Consider the following 17,702-nt stretch of genomic DNA (forward strand, 5'->3'; position numbering starts at 1 on the left):
AACAGGCCGCCGGAACGTTAATCCACAGCTGAGGAGAAACCGATGGGCGATCACGACTATGCCGTAACCAGCACCCGCTTTACGACCGCGTTGCAACGCTGCCGCGACCGGATTGCGGAGGACGTCACCAAGGGAGTGGTGGAAGAAGACGACGATGTGACGTGCGAAGCCACCGTTCAATTGCCGGCCGATCGACCGGTGAAGTTGCTGGGGAGTCAGTTTTTAATGAAGGGGCGATTTTCTTATGAACTCCAGTTTCGGGCCGTAGTGGAGGGCGATCGCCGATTGGAAGTCAAAGAGGCGCGCGTGGTCTTTAACCATCCGAAGGAGTCCACTGACGACGATCGTCCGGCGACCGGCAAGGATGTCAAATTTTCCAAGAAACATTTCTTCTATTGCTTCGACACCGAGACGAAGGCCGCGCCGGCGTTTCGCGACATCCCGGCCGATCGGGCCACGGTCGATTTTATGGAAAAAGTTGAGCGCGAGGATCCTCTCCTGGCCGGCGTCAATGCCGCTTGGGCCTGCGCCGCTGTCAACTACTTCAACATCCACCAGCTGATGGTCACGGCAGGGGATGCTGAGCCAATGATCCTGGCGGCAATATATCAGGACGGCCGTCTCCTCAACAATCAAGTCAAGGTCCTGACAGCCTTCCTTTCGGCTTCTGTGAAAGGACACTACGATTTAGGCAAGCTCGGCTATTACGCCCAACCGGAGATCAAGCCGTTCCTTGCAGAGATGCGCCGCCAAAATGGCGATGACGATGTCGGACCGGCGCTGCAATTTGTCGTCGAGCAGCTGGACGGTGTCCCGCATCGCCACTATGACGAACGCCTCGTAGGCGGTTCGTCTATCACGCGTGAGATGGCGACTCCGTAGTGAGAGAGAGGTTTCCTTAGACAGCGAGATACGCTACAGAACGCCGCAACCCCCCCAAGGAGGCATTATGCCGCAATCCGTTGCCGCAACGACGGTGCATCAAGCGCATCGTCAGACCGCGTTGATCGTCAGTTGTCTGATCGCCAGTTGGTTCATATTCTTACTGCTCGTCGAAGGGAAACGTCGTGGGTTCCTGTCTGTCGGAGGCGCGGAGGCCACGGCAGCGAATCCGATCCTCGTCTACGCGCTCTACGCCGCGGCCGTAATGAATGTTGTCCTTGGCCGCGTGCTTCGCACGCTGCTGTTGCGGCGCCCACCGCAGACCATCGATGAAGGCGTCACACGGCTCCGCAACGTCAGCATCGTAACGGCCGCATTGCACGAATCGATTGTCCTCTTCGGTCTGCTGCTGGTCCTGCTCGCGCAGCGCTACCCAGATTTCTATGTGTTGTTCGCCATCGCGCTACTGTTGCAAGCCATGACTTTCCCGCGCTTGGCGGAGTGGGAACGATGGCTGCAAGGGCCTGGGAACGAACGAATGGGGCAGGGTGGGGTGATTACGGAGTAACGACAGGGGAAAAGTCAAAATGCAAAAAGCAAAATGCAAAGTGCAAAATGGGCGGATCGCCGGTGTCGGTTTGTTATGTCTCCTATTGGCCGGCTGCTTCGGTGTCGATGAGTGGACGCGTGTCGATGTCACGGGACGCACTACGCTCTCCGCGACCGTGCGGATGGGATTTTCCGAACAGATGAAAGGGATGCCGATCGGCGGTGTGGACCAAAAACTTGCCCAAGCCGGGAGCGGGCTACCCGGCGTCCAGATCAAGTCGGTGAAGACGGAACAGCGCGACGGACAACTGATCGTCACCTCCACCGTCGAGGCCGCGCGGCTCGCCGATCTGCATCAATTTTACCGACAGCTGCCGCCGGCCGCCGGCGGCGATCCGGCCGCGACTAGCGCGCCGGAGCTGTTTCGTAGCAGCGGATTTTATCGTGTCCGCCGCGTCGGTAATCGACTCCGTTTCGAGCGCACGTTGGTGCCGCCCAAAGTGGCGAAGGCGAAGGCCAAGGCCGGCAAGAAAGGGAAAAAAGATCCGTTCGATGCACAACAAATGACGGACATGATGTTCGGCGGTGTCTTCATCCGCTTCGCCGCCACGTTGCCCGGTTTGATCGTGGCCAGCAACGCGGAACACAACGACGCCCAAACCGCGCACTGGGTCTATCCGCTGGGCCATCTCACCAAAAAGAAGGTCACGCTGTGGGCCGAAATCGCCGCGACGCCGGAACTGGAACGCGCGCTACTCGGAAAATAGCCCGCTTGGCAGACCCGGTTTTTTTACGCAACTTTCTTGGCGGGCGGCCGATGAAGAGCAGTATATGGGCATGCGGGTGAGGCAGCGCGGCGTGGCGGGGGATTTGGTGGCACGGCAAGCGGCATTGCGGGCGCGGCTGGCGGTCGTCGCAACGCACTCGGCAACAGCGCAAAATCCAAAGGCGCAACAGGCGGCGGCCACGATCACGCGGATCGGTGAGACGCGCGTCGGCCCTGTCGGACGCCTGTTTGGCCGGCCCGCCGATTTTCATCTGACCCGCGCTGAAGCCCGATTGGCCGCGCTGGAAACGTCATTGGGAATTACCCCTGTTGAAGCAGTCATGGCCGGTGCTCTAACCGCTGTCACAGCGACGGAACCCCAAACCCCAGACCTCGAACCACAGTTGGAACCAGTGAATCCGTTCGCGGCCATTGCAGCTGACACGCCGCTGGGCCGACTCTGCCACCAGATTGCCCCATGGCGTGACCAAAATGGCGCTTATCTCGTGAAATACGTAGTGTACCGCGATGCGACCGGTGTGGAACATTACGCCGTGTGTCCAGAAGACAAGCATCACCCGGACTATCGGCAGCACATGGATTTGCTCCCGGATGGAGTGGATATCTTGGCGGCGGGGCAACTGCGACTCTGGCCCGAAGGTGAGAGCGTACGCGTTGCGCTCGACGGCAATAGTTCCTATCTTCCAACCATCGACAGCGGAATCATTGGGTTCGTCTTCGTGCGTGGCCTCACGGTCGCCTCCGACGCCGGGATGTACGCCGCGCTCGATTTCTTCCAGTCGCACTTGGGGCGCCATGCGATCGTGCAGACCATGCACAGTGCCTGGAGCTCGACCGAGCGCGACGACAATCTGCTCGCAGCCAACGCCCCACTCGCCGTGCTCCGGCGAGAATTGGCGAGGCAGTATAATGGGCTGGCCAAGTACGTCGTCTACGAGGCCGCCGGGATCCGAGGCCATGTGTTGGGGGATAAAGGGACCCGGCACTTGTGGCGCCTGCCCAGTGGAGCCACAGCGGTTGTCGGGGCCGGATTTGTGCGACTACTCCCGCCGACCTCCCGCACTGCTCGCCCCATCTTAGTGATCGACGGCAGCAGCGGCAGTTTTGACTCGAGCCTCGATGAGGTGGTGCTGCGCGAGGACGAGCCGGGCGAATTGACTGACTGCGCTGTAACGCTGGCAGCTACCCACGGCCTCCGCGCCGTTGTGGCCTATTGGCACGACTTGATCGGCCATCAAGCCGAGGTGCGCGCGTATCGGAGCGTCGAACACGTCTCCCGGATCACCGAAGACAACCGACTCTTGTGATCGCAAGGCGCTGGCTCATTCCACCCGCAATCCCAAGCGATCCGGATGCTGGAGCAATGTCTTGATATGCCGCAAGAAGGTGTCGATGTCGCCGCGGTGTTGCCGAATGATGGTGTGGAGACGGGCCGCGTCGAGATCGGAATATTGATGCACCAGGATATTCCGCAAGCCCGCCATTGGGACTAACGCGCGCTCCGCGAAATCGTGCGGGACGACGCCGAGGTCTCCCAATTTGCGGGCGATTTCCTTATATTCGACCGCGCGTCCTCCCGGGAGGCGTGACAAGATATGCGAGCCGATATGAAAAATTCCTTCCAACGCGAGACGCAAGTGGTGCTGCGCGAGGGCATAGGGATCTTCGGCGCGAAAGCCCTCAGGGCTCAGCGCAGCGAGTTCTCCCAGCTTCTTCAGATTCTTTTTGATGCCATCCAAGCGGGGAAAGATGGCCTCGCGTTCCAGTGGTGGGCTCATAGAGATTGTAAAATCGTGCGATCGAATTGATCCAGGATGGGACGATAGTCGCAGTAGCGCAACAATGTCTCCGTTTCAAATCGGAGTCGTGGCGACGGTTCCGTGTCTAAAAGGAGCAGGCCGTACCGAATCACATGGCACTGCAATTCCAACGGGGCATCGCGCAAGAACACGATGTCGATCACGTCGTTCTGCAGGGTGCGCGGTGAACACTCGGTCAAGATTTCATACAGCGACTGATACAACTCGTCCCCGCGTGCATGGCCTGTCTGCGGCAACAAGACGGCGTAGTCGTAATCCGATCGTGCCGTGGCATGCCCCGTGGCGCGGGAACCAAAGAGATACAGCGCAGTGATGCCCAACTCCTCGATCTGTGCCTGATGTGCGGCTGATATTGTGACGACCTGCTCCATAGGGCCACTCTAGCATCGGGTCCCCGGTGATGCAATCCTGCACGTCTCAAAATGACTCAAAAATGTCGACTCACTAACGTCCAGGCATTGTTGGTGACGTGTGCCAAGATCGGCCACCAGAGGGCCCCGCTCTTTAGTCGCAGCAGGCCTAAGTAGCAGCCGAGGCCGAAGTAGAGATGGAAAAATGAGAGATTGCCGTGTGCGACGGCGAAGAGCGCGCTGCTGAGCAATAAGCCAATCCGTGCGCCATACGCGTGGGCGAAACTGCCCTGGAGGAGGCCGCGAAACAGCAATTCTTCAGTGAACGCCGGGAGGAGGGCCAGCGCGCCGAGCAACGCGCCGGCATGGGCAACGGACGTCGGGTGGAGCCACGCCGCGTATTGTTCTTCAAACAGCGGCGTTGTTTGGATGATGCTCTTGGTCCACCGGATGCCGAGCTCTGTGAGCTGCACGACCACGATCGCGCTGCATATGATCAGCAGCGCGGTGCCGCAGCGTTGTTGCCACGCCATGCCGCTGCGACATGTGAATGGAATGCAGCGTTGCCGATCGTAGCCGCGCCACCAGATCAGCGCAAACGTCGGCAAGAGGATCGCACCGAGCTGCCCGGTCAACACCGACGCCCAAAAATGCGTGGAACGAAACAGCAGCGAAACCAGGATTTGGAGCAAGAGGATGGCAACGAAGAGCCCCAACGCAGTGCCGGGCCGTGGGACATGTGGATCAGCATGCGACGGCGTTCCCAAGTGCATATCCCTTTTCGGTCTTGATGATGGTGCCGGTGCCGATCAGCGGACAATGTTCGAAGACCAAGATCCAACCGTTAGCTACGGCCTCGGCCAGGATGGTCTGTTTTTCTGCGATCGTGACCAGCGGCCGAATGTCGTATGCCATCACCCACGGGACCGGGACGTGGAGCGACGTGGGGATTAAGTCGGCGCAGTAAAATAGCGTCGTCTGGCCGTCGCTGATCAGCGGATGTTGCAGTCCGGTGGTATGGCCTTGCGAGAGCCGCAACGCAATCCCGGGAAAGAGTTCCGTCGGACCATCGAGTGCGACCAACTGTTTGGCCGCGAGGAGCGGTTCAAAGTCGGGGGGCATGAAGCTGCCGCGATCTTTCTCCGTCGGGCGGCCCGACCAATCGAGATGCGATTGTTGGACGTAATACGTGGCGCGAGGAAACGTCGGAACAATCCCGCCATTCGCGGCGCGTCTCGTGGCCCCACCCGCGTGATCGAAATGTAAGTGGGTCAGGATGACATCGGTGACCTGTTCCGGCGCGACGCCTGTGTCCTGCAACCCGCGCAACAAGTCAAATTGCGCGGTCTCGACGCGATAGATGTCGATCCCCTTCGCGTCCCACTTCGTTCCCATCCCGGTGTCGATCAGGATGACTTTTTGCCGCCCCGCCACTGCGCCGCGCACCAGCAGACACCTCGTCCGCATTTCGATCCGATGCCGCGCGTCGGGCGTGATCTTCTTTTCCCACAACGGCCGCGGCACGATCCCAAACATCGCGCCCCCATCCAACGCAAACACGCCCGCTTCGATAGTCTGAATCTGATACGGCCCAATCTGCATGCCGGTTTTCGTAATGCGATGGTGCGATGCTGTCAATCAGGGGCTAGCGTCGCCCCCTCCACGGGCAAAGCCCGTGGAGCCTCCCCCTCACCGCGCCGTTGGCGCTAGCCCCGCGGGTCGATTCTCCGTGGCTTGCCGCGGGGATCATTTATTTCCTCGCGCATCCTCGCGCATCGCCATTGCGGGGCATGAGGAAACACGCTAAGCTCGCCAATATGGGACAGATCCAACGGTATCCAAGTTTTGAGGCCGCCCGGGAGGCGTTGCAACAGTGCCACCTCGAGCGTGGTTTCCCTCGCCATTGGATCCAGCGCATCGCGATGTTCCCCTGGCGAGTTGGGAATCCGTTAGGGCGGGGGATCTATCGTTATGAATCTTTCGCCGCCGCACAACAGGATCGCCTCGCGGCAACCATTCGTGCATCGGTGACAAGGAAAGCAAAGTGAATTGGGAACGCTTTGTTCAGATCTGCCGACTCTTCAACGCGCATCAGGTGCGGTATGTCTTGGTCGGCGGTTTTGCCATTATCCTCCATGGCTATGAACGGACAACGGGGGACATTGATTTCCTTGTCGATCCTGCCGAGGCCAATATCCGCGCGATCCAGGTCGCATTGCGCCCGCTCGTGCCCGATATCGACGAACTGCGGCCGACCGATGTCCGTGGCTATACCGTCGTACGGATTGGCGGTGCAGATTTTGTTATTGATTTGATCCATGCGATCGGCGCCGTCGATTATGATGCCGTGGCGCAAGCGATCGATCAGGTGGAAATTGCCGACGACGTGCTGATTCCGGTCGCCAACCTCGAAACCATGATCCAACTCAAGCAGGGCCTCCGTGGTAAAGACCACGACGATCTCTTATTCCTTGAAGGCAAGCAGCGGTTTCTCACACAGCAGAAGAAGTCGTAGCGACAGCCCCCAGCCGCCCCACGCGGGCCCCCCATTCAAGCGACGGATCCGGCTTTGCCGGTCCGTCGCGCGGGGGCATGGGGGGTATGGCGCGGCGCCGCCTTTTCAAATGATCGAGTAGCACCGCCGGCGCCGCGCGGGCCCCCCATTCTAATGGTGTACGCTGCTGGGTGGGGCTTGGAGCGTGACGGGGTCGACGCCGAGGGTGCGCAGTGCGCGGTCCCACATGGTGTCTGGGGCAGAGAAGATCAGGTCTTTGTCCATCGGGGCGATCAGCCAACTCCCGGCGCGGAGTTCTTCGTCGAGTTGTTGGCCAGCCCAACCGGCATATCCGGCCACGACTTTAAAAATATCGCCCAAAAGATCGCAGCTGTAATCGACCAGCATCGCCTTGCCGTTCGCGAGCGCCAGGCCGTTGCCGAGCAGCAAGATCCCGGCGCCGTCGGCGTCGCTGTCGGTCCAGCTGGACGAAGTGTCATCGAACTCCGGAAGTTCGTCTTCCGCGCCGGGGCGCAGGTTCGAAATGAGCAATGCCTGGCGTGGATTGACGGGGCCGCCGAACCAGAGCGGCGCGGTTTGATATTGCGGAGCGAGTTCGACGTCGTTGGATTGGACTGCGCCGAGCGTCTGTTCCAACGGACGGTTGATCACGACTCCGTAGGAACCCCCCGGCCGGAACTCCGCCAACAACACGACCGTGCGATGAAAGTTCGGGTCGGCGAGTTGGGGCATGGCGATGAGCAGGCACGGAGAAAATTCTTTCAGATCAAGCATCGGCCCCGAGTAACCGCGCCGCCGCCGCTTGTCAACCCAATGGTCATATTCAGTGAATTTCCCAATCCGTCCCAATAGAACATCCCGATTGCAATGCTGAGTCATATCCTCGGCAGGGGCGAGGGGGAGGGCCGCGGGCCGTTCGCCTCGCGTTACGGCGCTCGGCTCACTGAGACCTCGCTCGGTCGGGCTTCAACCCCATCGCACTCCCTCGCTCAGACTCGCCCGCGGCCCTCCCCCTCGCCCCTGCCGGGGCCACGTTTTCAATTTGGATGAATGAGATTTGCAGTGCTCTCAGGCAGCGCCGCTTGCCAACGCGACTGCTTCGGGGGCCTTGCGTCTCTTGCTCGTAACTTTTTCTATTGGGGCAAACCCATGGATGGTCTGCTTCACGGCCAGAGTCGCGGGTTGGAGGTCCCCAGGGGCTCTCGCAGCCGTTTTCTCCTTGCGAAATCTAATGACGAAAAACGGCGAGGGCGAGCGCGCGGCGGCTCGATGCCGCCGCGATAGCGTACCCTGGGGACCTCCAACCCGCGACTCTGGTCCCCCGTGATCATGCACGTATTTGTCCTCATTCCATTTCAGTCACTTGCGATCAAAGTCTCATGGGCACTTGCGACATGTCGTGTAATTAACTGATTTGTCTATTGATTCTTCTGCGTCGTTTTGAGCGCCAGAAATCCGAAAAATGACCATTTTTCAATGCATTAGCTCGTAGATTTTCTTGACGCTCTGCGCGTAATCCCTTATTTTGCCCATAAAGTGGGATAAAGTGGGATTCAGTGTAAAGGGCTGATAATCATATGTTTCGAGGGCGCTTCGAACACGGGTTGGATGGAAAGGGTCGTTTGTCGATCCCGGCCCGGTTTCGGGAGGTGTTGGCGACACAATATGATGAGCGGCTCGTCATCACCAATTTCGATGGGTGTCTTTGGGCCTATCCGGTGAAAGAGTGGGAAGTCGTCGAACAGAAGATCGCCGCGTTGCCCCAATTCAAAGATGAAGTCAAAGCGTTGCTTCGCGTCTTCGTTTCCGGCGCCACCGAGTGCCCGATCGACAAGGCAGGGCGTATCCAGTTGCCGCCGACGTTGCGCGAGTATGCGGGCATTGCGCGCGACGTCGTGTTGGTCGGTACCTTGCGCCGGATCGAACTGTGGGCGCGCGAGCGCTGGACGCAAGTCTTCAGCGAGGCCCAAGGCGCGTTGAAGGGATTGGGCGAAAAGCTGGCAGAGTTGGGGTTATAAGGCAGGGGACCTTATGAGCTTCCACGTCCCCGTCATGGTCACCGAAGTCTTAGAATATCTGGCTCCGCGGTCGGGTGGAATTTACGTGGATCTGACGGCGGGGGATGGCGGGCATATGGTGGCGCTGTTGGAAGCGAGTCGGCCGGATGGTCGCGTGATCGGGCTTGATGTGGATGCGGCGGCGATTGAACGGGCGCAAGCACGATTGGCGCGGTTCGGCGCGCGAGCGCAATTGATTCATGAAAACTATGCCTCTGGGGTGAGTGTGGTGCAGGGACAACACATCGCGGCGGTAGATGGCATCGTGGCGGACCTTGGGGTCTCCAGCCAACAACTGGATGTTGCGGGGCGTGGGTTTAGTTTTCAGAAGACCGGGCCGCTCGATATGCGGATGGATCGGAGTCGGGGCGTGACGGCGGCCGAGTTGGTGAATACGGCTTCGGAGCAAGAATTGGTGCACTGGTTGTATACATATGGGGAAGAGCGTTTTGCGAAGCGGATCGCGCGGGCGTTGTGCGCGCGGCGCGCCGTGGCGCCGATCCAAACGACGGCCGAATTAGCGGAAGTCGTGCGCGGCGCGATGCCTGGCGCGGCGCGTTCGCGTGGCGGACGACGGATCGATCCGGCGACGCGAGTGTTCCAAGCGCTGCGGATCGTCGTGAACGGCGAGCTGTTGAATGTGGAGCGGATGTTGGAAACGGCACCGCGGCTGTTGCAGGTGGGCGGGCGTTTGGCGGTGATGAGTTATCATTCGCTGGAAGATCGATTGGTGAAGCATCGGTTTCGTCGATATGCCGTCGAAGAGGGATTTCACTTAGTGATGAAGCGACCGATCGCGGCGACGGTGCAAGAAGTGCGGGAAAATCCACGGGCGCGGAGCGCGAAGTTGCGTGTGTTGGAGCGGCGATGAGCGCGCGGATCTCTTCAGTGACGCCGGCGGTGCGGATCGTGGGCGATCGCGAACGGGCGGCGCGGCGACGGGTGATGCGACACGTCGTGGGATTGCTCGGATTGGCGACGGTGTTCGGCATCGTCCATGTCTGGTCGCGCATGCAAGTGCTCAACGCACGCTATGAGCTCACGGGGGTCGAGCAACGGCTCCAACAGTTGGAAAAATCGATTGCGCAGGAAGAGGGCGAGGTCGCGGCGGCCAAATCGATGGAGCGGCTGATGCGTGTTGCGCATGACCAGTTGGGGTTGGCGCCGCCGACCCTCGGACAAGTGGTCTATGTGCAAGGCGATGCGGCGAGGGTGCCATGAACGATGGCGGGGACGCGGCGGAACGGCCCAGCGGGGCGCGCTTTGTGGTGTTGGCGGTTTTTTTGTTTTGTGGATTCGGCGCGGTGCTGACGCGGGCGGTCTATTTGCAATGTGTCGACGATAAAAGTCTGCAGTGGGTGGCGCAAAAACAGTCGAAGGCGGTCGTGCCGATGGCGCGGAAGCGCGGCAAGATCCTCGATGCGCGCGGTCGGGAGTTGGCGGTGAGTGTTCCGGTCCAGTCGATTTTTGCCGATCCGAGCGCAATCGTGGATCCGCACGCGACGCTCGACGCGATCGATCATGTAGTGCCGTTAGGCAAAGCGCGCGATCAGGCAGCGCGGCGGATGCGGGTCGGCAAGCGTTTTGCGTGGGTGGTGCGGCGCGTGGCGCCGGAGCTGGCGGAGGTGGTGCGTAATTTACGGCTGCCGGGAATCCATTTCGTCGAAGAGAATCAGCGCAATTATCCGAATGGCATGCTGGCCAGCCAGCTGTTGGGGGCCGTTGGATACGACGCCGAACCGTTGGCCGGTGTGGAGTTGGCCTATCAGGAATACTTAAGCGGCACGGCGCGCCATATGATCTATGAGCGCGATGCGCGCGGGCGCTTTTTCTTTACGCCGGTGCAGGGCGACGTGGAAAACGCTGCGGCAACGGCGACGCCGGTCGGTCTCACGGCGAACGCGACGAGCGCAGGCAGCCGCGATGACGAAGCCGTCGGCACGATCGTGCTGACGATCGATAAGGCGATCCAATATTTTACCGAACAGGCGTTGGAGCGTGGCGCGGTGGCCGCAGCCAGCAAAGGCGCCGTGGCGGTGGTTGTGGAAGTCGAGACCGGGCGCATTCTCGCGATGGCGAGCCATCCGACCTTCGATCCGAATGCCTACGCCGACTATCCGCAGGACGCGTGGCGGAATCGGGTGCTGACCGATACGTTTGAACCGGGCTCGACGTTCAAGGCGTTGATCATTGCGGCGGCGTTGGAGGCCGGAGTGCCGCCGACGCAGCGGTTTGATTGCCAACGCGGGTTGTTGCGAGTCGGCTCGCATGTCTTGCACGATGCGCATCCGCATGGAGTGTTGCCGGTGGCGGACATCATTCAGGTATCGAGCAATATCGGTACGGCCAAAGTCGCGGCCGTGATTGGCAAGGAGCGGATCGGAGCCGCGCTGCGCGATTTCGGGATCGGCGGGAAAACGGGCATTGATTTTCCCGGCGAGGCCGGCGGGGTGCTGCGCGCGGCAGAGCGCTGGTCGCCGGTGGAATTCGCGACGATTGCGTTTGGGCAAGGCGTGACGGTCACACCGCTGCAAATGGCGATGGCCTTTACGGCGTTGGCGCATGACGGCTGGTTGATGCGGCCGTATCTCGTAGAACAAATTCGCTCAGGGAGCGGGGAGATCGTGCATCAAGGGGATCCGCAGCCGGTGCGGCAAGTCGTGTCGGCGAAGACGGCGGCCGTGATGCGGACCTTGTTGCAGCGGGTGGTGGAGGCCGGAGGCACCGGACAGGCCGCCGCGTCGTCGCGCTATCCGACGGCCGGTAAGACCGGGACGGCCCAAAAAGTGGTGGAGGGTCGCAAGGGATACGCGGCCGGAAAATATTTCGCGTCGTTTGTCGGCATGTCGCCGGTCGTGCAACCGAAGATTGTTGTGTTCGTGGGGCTCGATGAGCCGAAAGGCGCGTATTATGGCGGTGCCGTGGCGGCCCCGATCTTCCGCGAAATTGTCGAGGCGACGTTGCAGTATCTCGAAGTGCCGTCGACGGATGCGCCGGTGTTGTTGGCCGATGGCACGGCTGTTTACCAGCCCCCAGTCACCAACCACCGACTATCGGTTTCCGGCCACCAGTCACCAGTCACCAGCCACCAGCCACGGGTGCCGGCCGACGATGCAGTGGTGGGTTTTGTGCGACAAGATGGCGATCGGATCATCGTGCCGAACCTCGTGGGGCTCTCGTTGCGGGAAGTCGTGCGCTTGACGGGCGAAGTGCCGGTGGCGCTGAAAGTCAAAGGGGCCGGCCGGGCGATTACGCAGTCGCCGCTTCCGGGGACCGTGTTGACGGCCGAACGGCCGATGGAAGTGGAGTTTGGGTTGCCGGAGTAATCAAGTGCGTGAGTGACGGAGCGGATGCAATGATGGAAGCGCGATCATTAGAAATGTTGTTGCAGGCGTGCGCGGTCGTGCACGTGCAAGGTCCGACCGATCGTGCGGTGACGGGCGTGGCCTATCATACGCAGTCGGTGCGGCCGGGAATGCTGTTCGTGGCGTTGCCGGGCGCACAAGCGGATGGGCGGCTGTATGTTGCAGCGGCGGTGGCGGCCGGCGCAGTGGCGGTGGTCGCGCAGGCGCCGATAGCGGTGCCGTCCGCAGTGACGATTATTCACGTGCCGGATGCGCGCTTGGCCTTGGCGCAATTGTCCGCCGCGTGGTGGGGCGAGCCGACGCGCGCGTTGCGTCTGGTGGGGATCACCGGGACCAATGGGAAGACGACGCTGACGTATCTGTTGGAGGCGATTTGGTGCGCGGCCGGCCGATCGCCCGGAGTGATCGGAACGATCAATTATCGCTATGCGCAGACCGTGGTTGCGGCGCCGACCACGACGCCGGAGTCATATGACTTGCAGGCGTTGTGTCGCCGCATGCTCGGGGCGCAGGTAACCGATGTCGCGATGGAAGTTTCGTCGCATGCGTTGATACAGCGACGGGTCGATGCGAGTCATTTCGATGGCGCGATCTTTACGAATCTCTCGCAGGACCACCTCGATTACCACGGAACGATGAGCGCCTATGCGGCGGCGAAGCGGCGTCTGTTCGGCGAATTGTTGACGGCGAGCTGCAAAACCGCGCGCTTTGCGGTCGTGAACGCAGATGATGCGATGGCGACGGAGATGACGACCGACTGCAAGGTGCCGATCTTGCGCTACAGCGAAGGCGTGGCGGCCGAGGTGTTTCCGCGGCACGTGACGACGGATTTGCACGGGACACGGATGGACGTCCGGACGCCGGTCGGAGAGTTTGCAGTGCAGTCGCCGCTCGTCGGGCGCTTTAATGTGCAAAATCTCTTAGCGGCGATCGGCGCGGCCGTGGCGATGGAAGTGCCGTCGGCCGCGATTGCGGCGGGCACGGCCGCGATGGCGCAAGTCCCGGGCCGACTGGAGCGCGTGGCCGGCCCGCACGGTGTGACGGTGTTTGTCGATTATGCCCATACGCCGGATGCATTGCGGAATGTCTTAATGACCGTGCGTGCATTGACGCGCGGGCGGGTGGTGACGGTGTTCGGATGCGGGGGCGATCGGGATCAGAGCAAGCGGCCGCTCATGGGGGAGGCGGCCGCCCGGTCGAGCGATGTCGTGGTGGTGACGTCGGACAACCCGCGGACGGAAGACCCAGCGTCCATTATTGCGCAGATCGTGCCGGGCATTGGGACGGCGCGCCACGAAGTGATTGTGGATCGGGCGGCCGCGATTCAGCGGGCGCTGGCGATGGCTGTGGCCGGTGACGTGGTGCTGATCGCCGGCAAGGGACACGAAGACTATCAAATCGTCGGGACGGAGAAACGCCACTTCGACGATCGGGAAGTGGTGCGGACATGGATGGAGCAGCAATCGCGTGGAGCATATGGAACTGACGATTGAACAAGTGATCGTGGCGACCGGTGCGTCTGTCGTGCAGGCGGGCGATGCGGCGCCGATGACGGGGCTCGCGATCGATTCACGCAAACTCGCACCGCACGAATGGTTCGTTGCGATTAAAGGCCCGCATTTCGACGGCCACGATTTCGTCACGGATCTGTTGGCGCGCGGTGTTCCGGGAGTCATCGTGAATCGCGACCTTCCGAACTTACGCACTCAAGCACTTACGCACGCACGCACTGTGCCGTGGATCATCCGTGTCCCGGATACGATCACCGCATTGGGCGCGATCGCGAAGATGTGGCGGGCACGGCAATCCGCACTGGTGCGCATCGGGATCACCGGCAGCAACGGGAAATCGACGACGAAAGAAATGGTCGCCAGTGTGGTCGGCGCGCGCGGGCCGGTGCTGAAGACGGAGGGGAATTTCAATAATTTGATCGGCATGCCGTTGGTCCTGCTCCGTTTGAGCGCGGAACATCGCACCGCAGTCATTGAAATGGGCATGAGCGAGTTCGGCGAGATCGCCGCGATGACGGAATTTCTCGATCCCGACGTCGGCGTGATCACGAACGTCGCGCCGTGCCATTTAGTGTCGCTCGGCACCGTGGAAAATGTGGCGAAGGCGAAGGGCGAGTTGTTTGCGACGATGCGGCGCGACGCGACGGTGGTCGTCAATCAAGAGGATCGCTGGGCGCGTGAGTTGGGCGCCGCCTATCCCGGAAGGAAAATCAGCTACGGGATGCAAAATGCATGTGAGGTGCAGTTCGGTCGCATGACCTCTGACGGGCTCGGCACGACGGATCTGACCTTGTACGTGCGCGGCGCGGAACAGCGGACGCAGATCCCGTTGCCGGGGACGCACAACGTGATGAATGCGCTTGCGGCGACGGCGGTCGGGCTGGCGTTGGAAATCCCAGTGGCCACGATTATGGAACGGCTCCCGCACTTTACGCCGATGCGGATGCGGATGGAGCGCGTGCAGCTCGAGAACGGCGTGCAAGTGATCAACGATTGCTACAACGCGAATCCGCTCTCGATGCAAATGGCGTTGCGGACGGTCGGAACGGCGAAGCGGGCCGGACGCTTCTTGGCCGTGCTCGGCGACATGTTGGAGCTCGGCGACGAGGCGCTGGTGCGACATCAGGATGTCGGCACGCAGGCGGTCGCGGCCGGGGTGCATGCGTTGTTTCTCTGCGGCGAATTCGCCGAGGCCGTGGCGAGCGGTGCCCGGGATGCCGGCGGCGCGGATGTCGTGCGGCAGACGGCGCCCGATGTCACGGCCTTGTGCGAAGCCGTGGCGCAGACGGCGCAGCGCGGCGATGTGGTGTTGGTGAAGGGCTCGCGCGGCATGCAGATGGAGCGTGTCGTGGAATTCTTGAAACAACGATTTGGGGTCAACTGACGATGCTGTATCACTTTCTCTATCCGCTGCGCGATCACTACGTCGGGTTCGGCGTCTTCCAATACATCACGTTTCGCACGTTCATGGCGATCTTTACCGCGTTGGCCGTGTATTTGGTGTTCGGTCGTCCGATGATCCGTTGGCTGACGCGGCGCCAGTTTTGGCAAACGGTGCGCGATGACGGGCCGGCCACGCATTTGAAAAAAGCGGGCACGCCGACGATGGGTGGGCTGCTGATTTGGTTGGCCGTCGGCGTGTCGCTTGGCTTGTGGGGGCGTTGGGATAACGGCTACGTGCTCTTCACGGTGGCCGTGGGGTTTGCGTACGGGATGATCGGATTTTTCGACGACTATCGGAAGTTGATCTTGCGTGATCCGAAAGGTCTGCAAGCGCGGTACAAATTTCCGCTGCAAATGGTCGCGGCCGCATTGGCGGTGCTGATCCTCTTCGATGTCGTCGGCTTCGATCGCCATTTGGCGATTCCGTTCTTCAAGGTCTTAGCGCCGGATCTCCACTGGTGGTACGTCTTGTTCGGCACGATCGTGATCGCCGGCGCCGCGAACGCGGTCAATTTGACCGACGGCCTCGACGGCCTCGTCGCCGGACCCGGGATCATGTCGTATCTGGCGTACGGCATTTTCGCCTACGCAGTCGGCCACGCGACGATCGCCGGCTATTTACAAATTCCGTTCGCGCCGACGACGGCCGGTCCCACGGGGATTCCGGGCGTCGGCGAATTGACCGTGCTGTGCGGCGCCGTGGTTGGCGGTTTGATCGGCTTCCTCTGGTTTAACGCGCATCCTGCGGAAATTTTTATGGGCGATGTTGGGTCGCTGCCGCTCGGCGCGATGTTGGGCGCGATCGCATTGCTGACGAAGCAGGAACTGTTGTTAGTCGTCGTGGGCGGCATTTTCGTCCTCGAGACCATTTCCGTGATGGTGCAAGTGGCCTCGTTCAAACTGACGCGGCGCCGCGTGTTTCGGATGGCCCCACTCCACCATCACTTCGAATTGAAGGGTTGGCCCGAGTCGCGTGTGATCGTCCGTTTTTGGATCGTGGCGTTAGTGTTGGCGCTCGTGAGTCTGACGACGCTCAAAATACGGTAATGCGAATGGAACTGCGCGGGAAAAAAATCTTAGTCGTTGGCTTGGGTCGCTCCGGTCTCGCGGCCGCGCGGTTTTGTGCGGAGGCAGGCGCGCAGGTAGTCGTCTGCGACGCGGCGCCGGCGGCGCAATGTGCGGCCGCACAGGCCGCGTTGGCGGCGTATCTGATCACGTTCCATTTCGACGGCGAGCCGCTCGCCTGTTTTACCGCCACCGATCTGGTCGTGGCGAGTCCGGGCGTCCCGCTCACCAATCCCGGGATGGTCGCCGCGCGGACGGCCGGGATCCCGATCGTCAGCGAAATGGAGTTGGCGGTGCGGTGCTGTGCCACGCCGATTATTGCGGTCAGTGGGACCAACGGCAAATCGACGACCGTCACGTTGATCGGCGAGATGTTGCGCGCGGCCGGCATTCCCGCCGTCGTGGGCGGCAATCTCGGGACGCCGTTGTTGGCGCAGCTGCACGAGGCAGCCGCCGCGCGATTTTGGGTGATCGAAGTGAGCAGCTATCAACTCGAAACCACGCCGAGTCTGCGTCCGCGAATTGCGGTCATGTTGAATATTACGCCCGACCATTTGGATCGATACGCCAATTTTGCCGCGTATGCTGCCGCGAAGGCGTTGTTGTGGCAGTCGCTGTCGGCGGATGCGGATGCGGTGTTCAATGCCGATGACGCGCAAGTCGTGGCTCAGCTCGGCGCCTGCCCGGCGCGCCGGATCCCGTTCACGCGGCATGCACCGCGGCGTGCGCAGGTCGGCGCGTGGTGCGCGGATGGCGTGATGCAGCTGTGTCGGCCGGACGCGCGTACGGAGCGGGTCGATCTGCGGACCGCGCGACTGACCGGGGCGCACAATCAGGAAAATATGATGGCCGCCGCGTGCGCTGCCTTGTGCGCCGGCGCATCCGTCGAGGCGATCGCCCAAGTGTGCCACAGTTTCCCCGGTCTGCCGCATCGTTGCCAGCTCGTGCACGAATGGCACGGCGTGCGTTTCTTTGACGACTCGAAGGGAACGAATGTCGGCTCGGTCGTGAAGTCGCTTGCCGGATTTTCCGCGCCGGTCTTGCTGTTGGCGGGCGGCCTCGACAAAGGGGCGGGCTATGCCGAACTGCGCGAACCGGTGCGGCATGGGGTCAAGACGTTAGTCCTCTTCGGTGCGGCACGCGACTTGATGCAACGCGAGTTGCGCGATTGTACGGAAACGGTCGTGGTCGACGGGATGGCCGAAGCCGTGCAAACGGCAGTGGCTCGCGCGGTCCCAGGCGACGTCGTGCTGCTCTCGCCGGCGTGCGCGAGTTTCGATCAATATCGCAACTACGCCGAACGCGGCGACGATTTCGCGCGCTGGGCGCGACATTGGACATCCGAGGAGAATCGCTAA

General features: G+C 61.4%; 18 protein-coding genes. 13 read left to right on the forward strand and 5 right to left on the reverse strand.

Going from position 1 to position 17,702, the window contains the following annotated elements; translation table 11 throughout:
• The first annotated feature begins 42 nt into the window (after positions 1 to 42).
• From HY696_10590 to HY696_10605, 4 genes are all read left to right on the forward strand, one after another.
• A complete protein-coding gene (locus HY696_10590) occupies positions 43 to 882 on the forward strand; it encodes a hypothetical protein (protein ID MBI4238841.1) in 840 nt (279 codons plus the stop codon).
• A 67-nt stretch (positions 883 to 949) separates the two neighbouring features.
• A complete protein-coding gene (locus HY696_10595) occupies positions 950 to 1,450 on the forward strand; it encodes a hypothetical protein (GenBank protein MBI4238842.1) in 501 nt (166 codons plus the stop codon).
• A 19-nt stretch (positions 1,451 to 1,469) separates the two neighbouring features.
• Complete coding sequence (locus HY696_10600) at positions 1,470 to 2,198, forward strand: hypothetical protein (protein MBI4238843.1); 729 nt, start codon at positions 1,470 to 1,472, stop codon at positions 2,196 to 2,198.
• Positions 2,199 to 2,262: 64 nt separating this feature from the next.
• A complete protein-coding gene (locus HY696_10605; protein MBI4238844.1) occupies positions 2,263 to 3,525 on the forward strand; it encodes a hypothetical protein in 1,263 nt (420 codons plus the stop codon).
• Positions 3,526 to 3,540: 15 nt separating this feature from the next.
• Here HY696_10605 and HY696_10610 read toward each other — a convergent pair whose 3' ends face one another.
• From HY696_10610 to HY696_10625, 4 genes are read right to left on the reverse strand one after another with little or no spacing between them, the layout of a single operon-like run.
• Positions 3,541 to 3,996: a DUF86 domain-containing protein gene (locus tag HY696_10610; GenBank protein ID MBI4238845.1), complete on the reverse strand. Its 456-nt coding sequence runs from the start codon at positions 3,994 to 3,996 to the stop codon at positions 3,541 to 3,543.
• Positions 3,993 to 4,409, reverse strand: coding sequence for a nucleotidyltransferase domain-containing protein (locus tag HY696_10615; GenBank protein ID MBI4238846.1), 417 nt, complete (start codon positions 4,407 to 4,409; stop codon positions 3,993 to 3,995). Before HY696_10615 ends, HY696_10610 begins: the two co-directional genes overlap by 4 nt.
• 56 nt (positions 4,410 to 4,465) lie before the next feature.
• Positions 4,466 to 5,161 (reverse strand): CPBP family intramembrane metalloprotease, encoded by a 696-nt coding sequence (locus HY696_10620; GenBank protein ID MBI4238847.1) that lies wholly within the window; start codon positions 5,159 to 5,161, stop codon positions 4,466 to 4,468.
• Positions 5,133 to 5,990 (reverse strand): MBL fold metallo-hydrolase, encoded by an 858-nt coding sequence (locus HY696_10625; GenBank protein ID MBI4238848.1) that lies wholly within the window; start codon positions 5,988 to 5,990, stop codon positions 5,133 to 5,135. Before HY696_10625 ends, HY696_10620 begins: the two co-directional genes overlap by 29 nt.
• A 442-nt stretch (positions 5,991 to 6,432) precedes the next feature.
• Here HY696_10625 and HY696_10630 point away from each other — a divergent pair, with 442 nt between their 5' ends.
• The gene (locus tag HY696_10630; protein MBI4238849.1) at positions 6,433 to 6,903 is read left to right on the forward strand and encodes a hypothetical protein; all 471 of its coding nucleotides are present in this window, start codon (positions 6,433 to 6,435) and stop codon (positions 6,901 to 6,903) included.
• A 150-nt stretch (positions 6,904 to 7,053) separates the two neighbouring features.
• Here HY696_10630 and HY696_10635 read toward each other — a convergent pair whose 3' ends face one another.
• Positions 7,054 to 7,677 (reverse strand): YqgE/AlgH family protein, encoded by a 624-nt coding sequence (locus HY696_10635; protein MBI4238850.1) that lies wholly within the window; start codon positions 7,675 to 7,677, stop codon positions 7,054 to 7,056.
• Positions 7,678 to 8,480: 803 nt separating this feature from the next.
• On the opposite strand from HY696_10635, the gene mraZ reads away from it, so the two are divergent.
• From mraZ to murD, 8 genes are read left to right on the forward strand one after another with little or no spacing between them, the layout of a single operon-like run.
• The gene (mraZ, locus tag HY696_10640) at positions 8,481 to 8,921 is read left to right on the forward strand and encodes a division/cell wall cluster transcriptional repressor MraZ (GenBank protein ID MBI4238851.1); all 441 of its coding nucleotides are present in this window, start codon (positions 8,481 to 8,483) and stop codon (positions 8,919 to 8,921) included.
• A 13-nt stretch (positions 8,922 to 8,934) separates the two neighbouring features.
• The gene (gene rsmH / locus HY696_10645) at positions 8,935 to 9,831 is read left to right on the forward strand and encodes a 16S rRNA (cytosine(1402)-N(4))-methyltransferase RsmH (protein ID MBI4238852.1); all 897 of its coding nucleotides are present in this window, start codon (positions 8,935 to 8,937) and stop codon (positions 9,829 to 9,831) included.
• Positions 9,828 to 10,181 (forward strand): hypothetical protein, encoded by a 354-nt coding sequence (locus HY696_10650; protein ID MBI4238853.1) that lies wholly within the window; start codon positions 9,828 to 9,830, stop codon positions 10,179 to 10,181. The genes rsmH and HY696_10650 overlap by 4 nt, the downstream gene beginning before the upstream one ends.
• A complete protein-coding gene (locus HY696_10655; protein ID MBI4238854.1) occupies positions 10,178 to 12,286 on the forward strand; it encodes a transpeptidase family protein in 2,109 nt (702 codons plus the stop codon). Before HY696_10650 ends, HY696_10655 begins: the two co-directional genes overlap by 4 nt.
• A gap of 29 nt (positions 12,287 to 12,315) precedes the next feature.
• Positions 12,316 to 13,818: a UDP-N-acetylmuramoyl-L-alanyl-D-glutamate--2,6-diaminopimelate ligase gene (locus HY696_10660; GenBank protein MBI4238855.1), complete on the forward strand. Its 1,503-nt coding sequence runs from the start codon at positions 12,316 to 12,318 to the stop codon at positions 13,816 to 13,818.
• A complete protein-coding gene (locus HY696_10665) occupies positions 13,802 to 15,220 on the forward strand; it encodes a UDP-N-acetylmuramoyl-tripeptide--D-alanyl-D-alanine ligase (protein MBI4238856.1) in 1,419 nt (472 codons plus the stop codon). Before HY696_10660 ends, HY696_10665 begins: the two co-directional genes overlap by 17 nt.
• Before the next feature lie 2 nt (positions 15,221 to 15,222).
• Entirely contained in the window at positions 15,223 to 16,326 is a 1,104-nt protein-coding gene (locus tag HY696_10670) for a phospho-N-acetylmuramoyl-pentapeptide-transferase (protein MBI4238857.1), read from the forward strand.
• A complete protein-coding gene (murD, locus tag HY696_10675) occupies positions 16,326 to 17,702 on the forward strand; it encodes a UDP-N-acetylmuramoyl-L-alanine--D-glutamate ligase (protein ID MBI4238858.1) in 1,377 nt (458 codons plus the stop codon). The genes HY696_10670 and murD overlap by 1 nt, the downstream gene beginning before the upstream one ends.

Source organism: Deltaproteobacteria bacterium (assembly GCA_016210045.1).
Taxonomy (GTDB): domain Bacteria; phylum UBA10199; class UBA10199.

What these genes read in the sequence shown, in the direction of transcription:
- HY696_10670 (MBI4238857.1), top strand. Translation starts at nt 15,223, where the DNA reads ATGCTGTATCACTTTCTCTATCCGCTGCGCGATCACTACGTCGGGTTC.
- HY696_10650 (MBI4238853.1), top strand. Translation starts at nt 9,828, where the DNA reads ATGAGCGCGCGGATCTCTTCAGTGACGCCGGCGGTGCGGATCGTGGGC.
- HY696_10590 (MBI4238841.1), top strand. Translation starts at nt 43, where the DNA reads ATGGGCGATCACGACTATGCCGTAACCAGCACCCGCTTTACGACCGCG.
- HY696_10660 (MBI4238855.1), top strand. Translation starts at nt 12,316, where the DNA reads ATGATGGAAGCGCGATCATTAGAAATGTTGTTGCAGGCGTGCGCGGTC.
- HY696_10595 (MBI4238842.1), top strand. Translation starts at nt 950, where the DNA reads ATGCCGCAATCCGTTGCCGCAACGACGGTGCATCAAGCGCATCGTCAG.
- HY696_10600 (MBI4238843.1), top strand. Translation starts at nt 1,470, where the DNA reads ATGCAAAAAGCAAAATGCAAAGTGCAAAATGGGCGGATCGCCGGTGTC.
- murD (MBI4238858.1), top strand. Translation starts at nt 16,326, where the DNA reads ATGCGAATGGAACTGCGCGGGAAAAAAATCTTAGTCGTTGGCTTGGGT.
- HY696_10665 (MBI4238856.1), top strand. Translation starts at nt 13,802, where the DNA reads ATGGAACTGACGATTGAACAAGTGATCGTGGCGACCGGTGCGTCTGTC.
- mraZ (MBI4238851.1), top strand. Translation starts at nt 8,481, where the DNA reads ATGTTTCGAGGGCGCTTCGAACACGGGTTGGATGGAAAGGGTCGTTTG.
- HY696_10620 (MBI4238847.1), bottom strand. Translation starts at nt 5,161, where the DNA reads ATGCACTTGGGAACGCCGTCGCATGCTGATCCACATGTCCCACGGCCC.
- HY696_10615 (MBI4238846.1), bottom strand. Translation starts at nt 4,409, where the DNA reads ATGGAGCAGGTCGTCACAATATCAGCCGCACATCAGGCACAGATCGAG.
- rsmH (MBI4238852.1), top strand. Translation starts at nt 8,935, where the DNA reads ATGAGCTTCCACGTCCCCGTCATGGTCACCGAAGTCTTAGAATATCTG.
- HY696_10655 (MBI4238854.1), top strand. Translation starts at nt 10,178, where the DNA reads ATGAACGATGGCGGGGACGCGGCGGAACGGCCCAGCGGGGCGCGCTTT.
- HY696_10605 (MBI4238844.1), top strand. Translation starts at nt 2,263, where the DNA reads ATGGGCATGCGGGTGAGGCAGCGCGGCGTGGCGGGGGATTTGGTGGCA.
- HY696_10610 (MBI4238845.1), bottom strand. Translation starts at nt 3,996, where the DNA reads ATGAGCCCACCACTGGAACGCGAGGCCATCTTTCCCCGCTTGGATGGC.
- HY696_10625 (MBI4238848.1), bottom strand. Translation starts at nt 5,990, where the DNA reads ATGCAGATTGGGCCGTATCAGATTCAGACTATCGAAGCGGGCGTGTTT.
- HY696_10635 (MBI4238850.1), bottom strand. Translation starts at nt 7,677, where the DNA reads ATGCTTGATCTGAAAGAATTTTCTCCGTGCCTGCTCATCGCCATGCCC.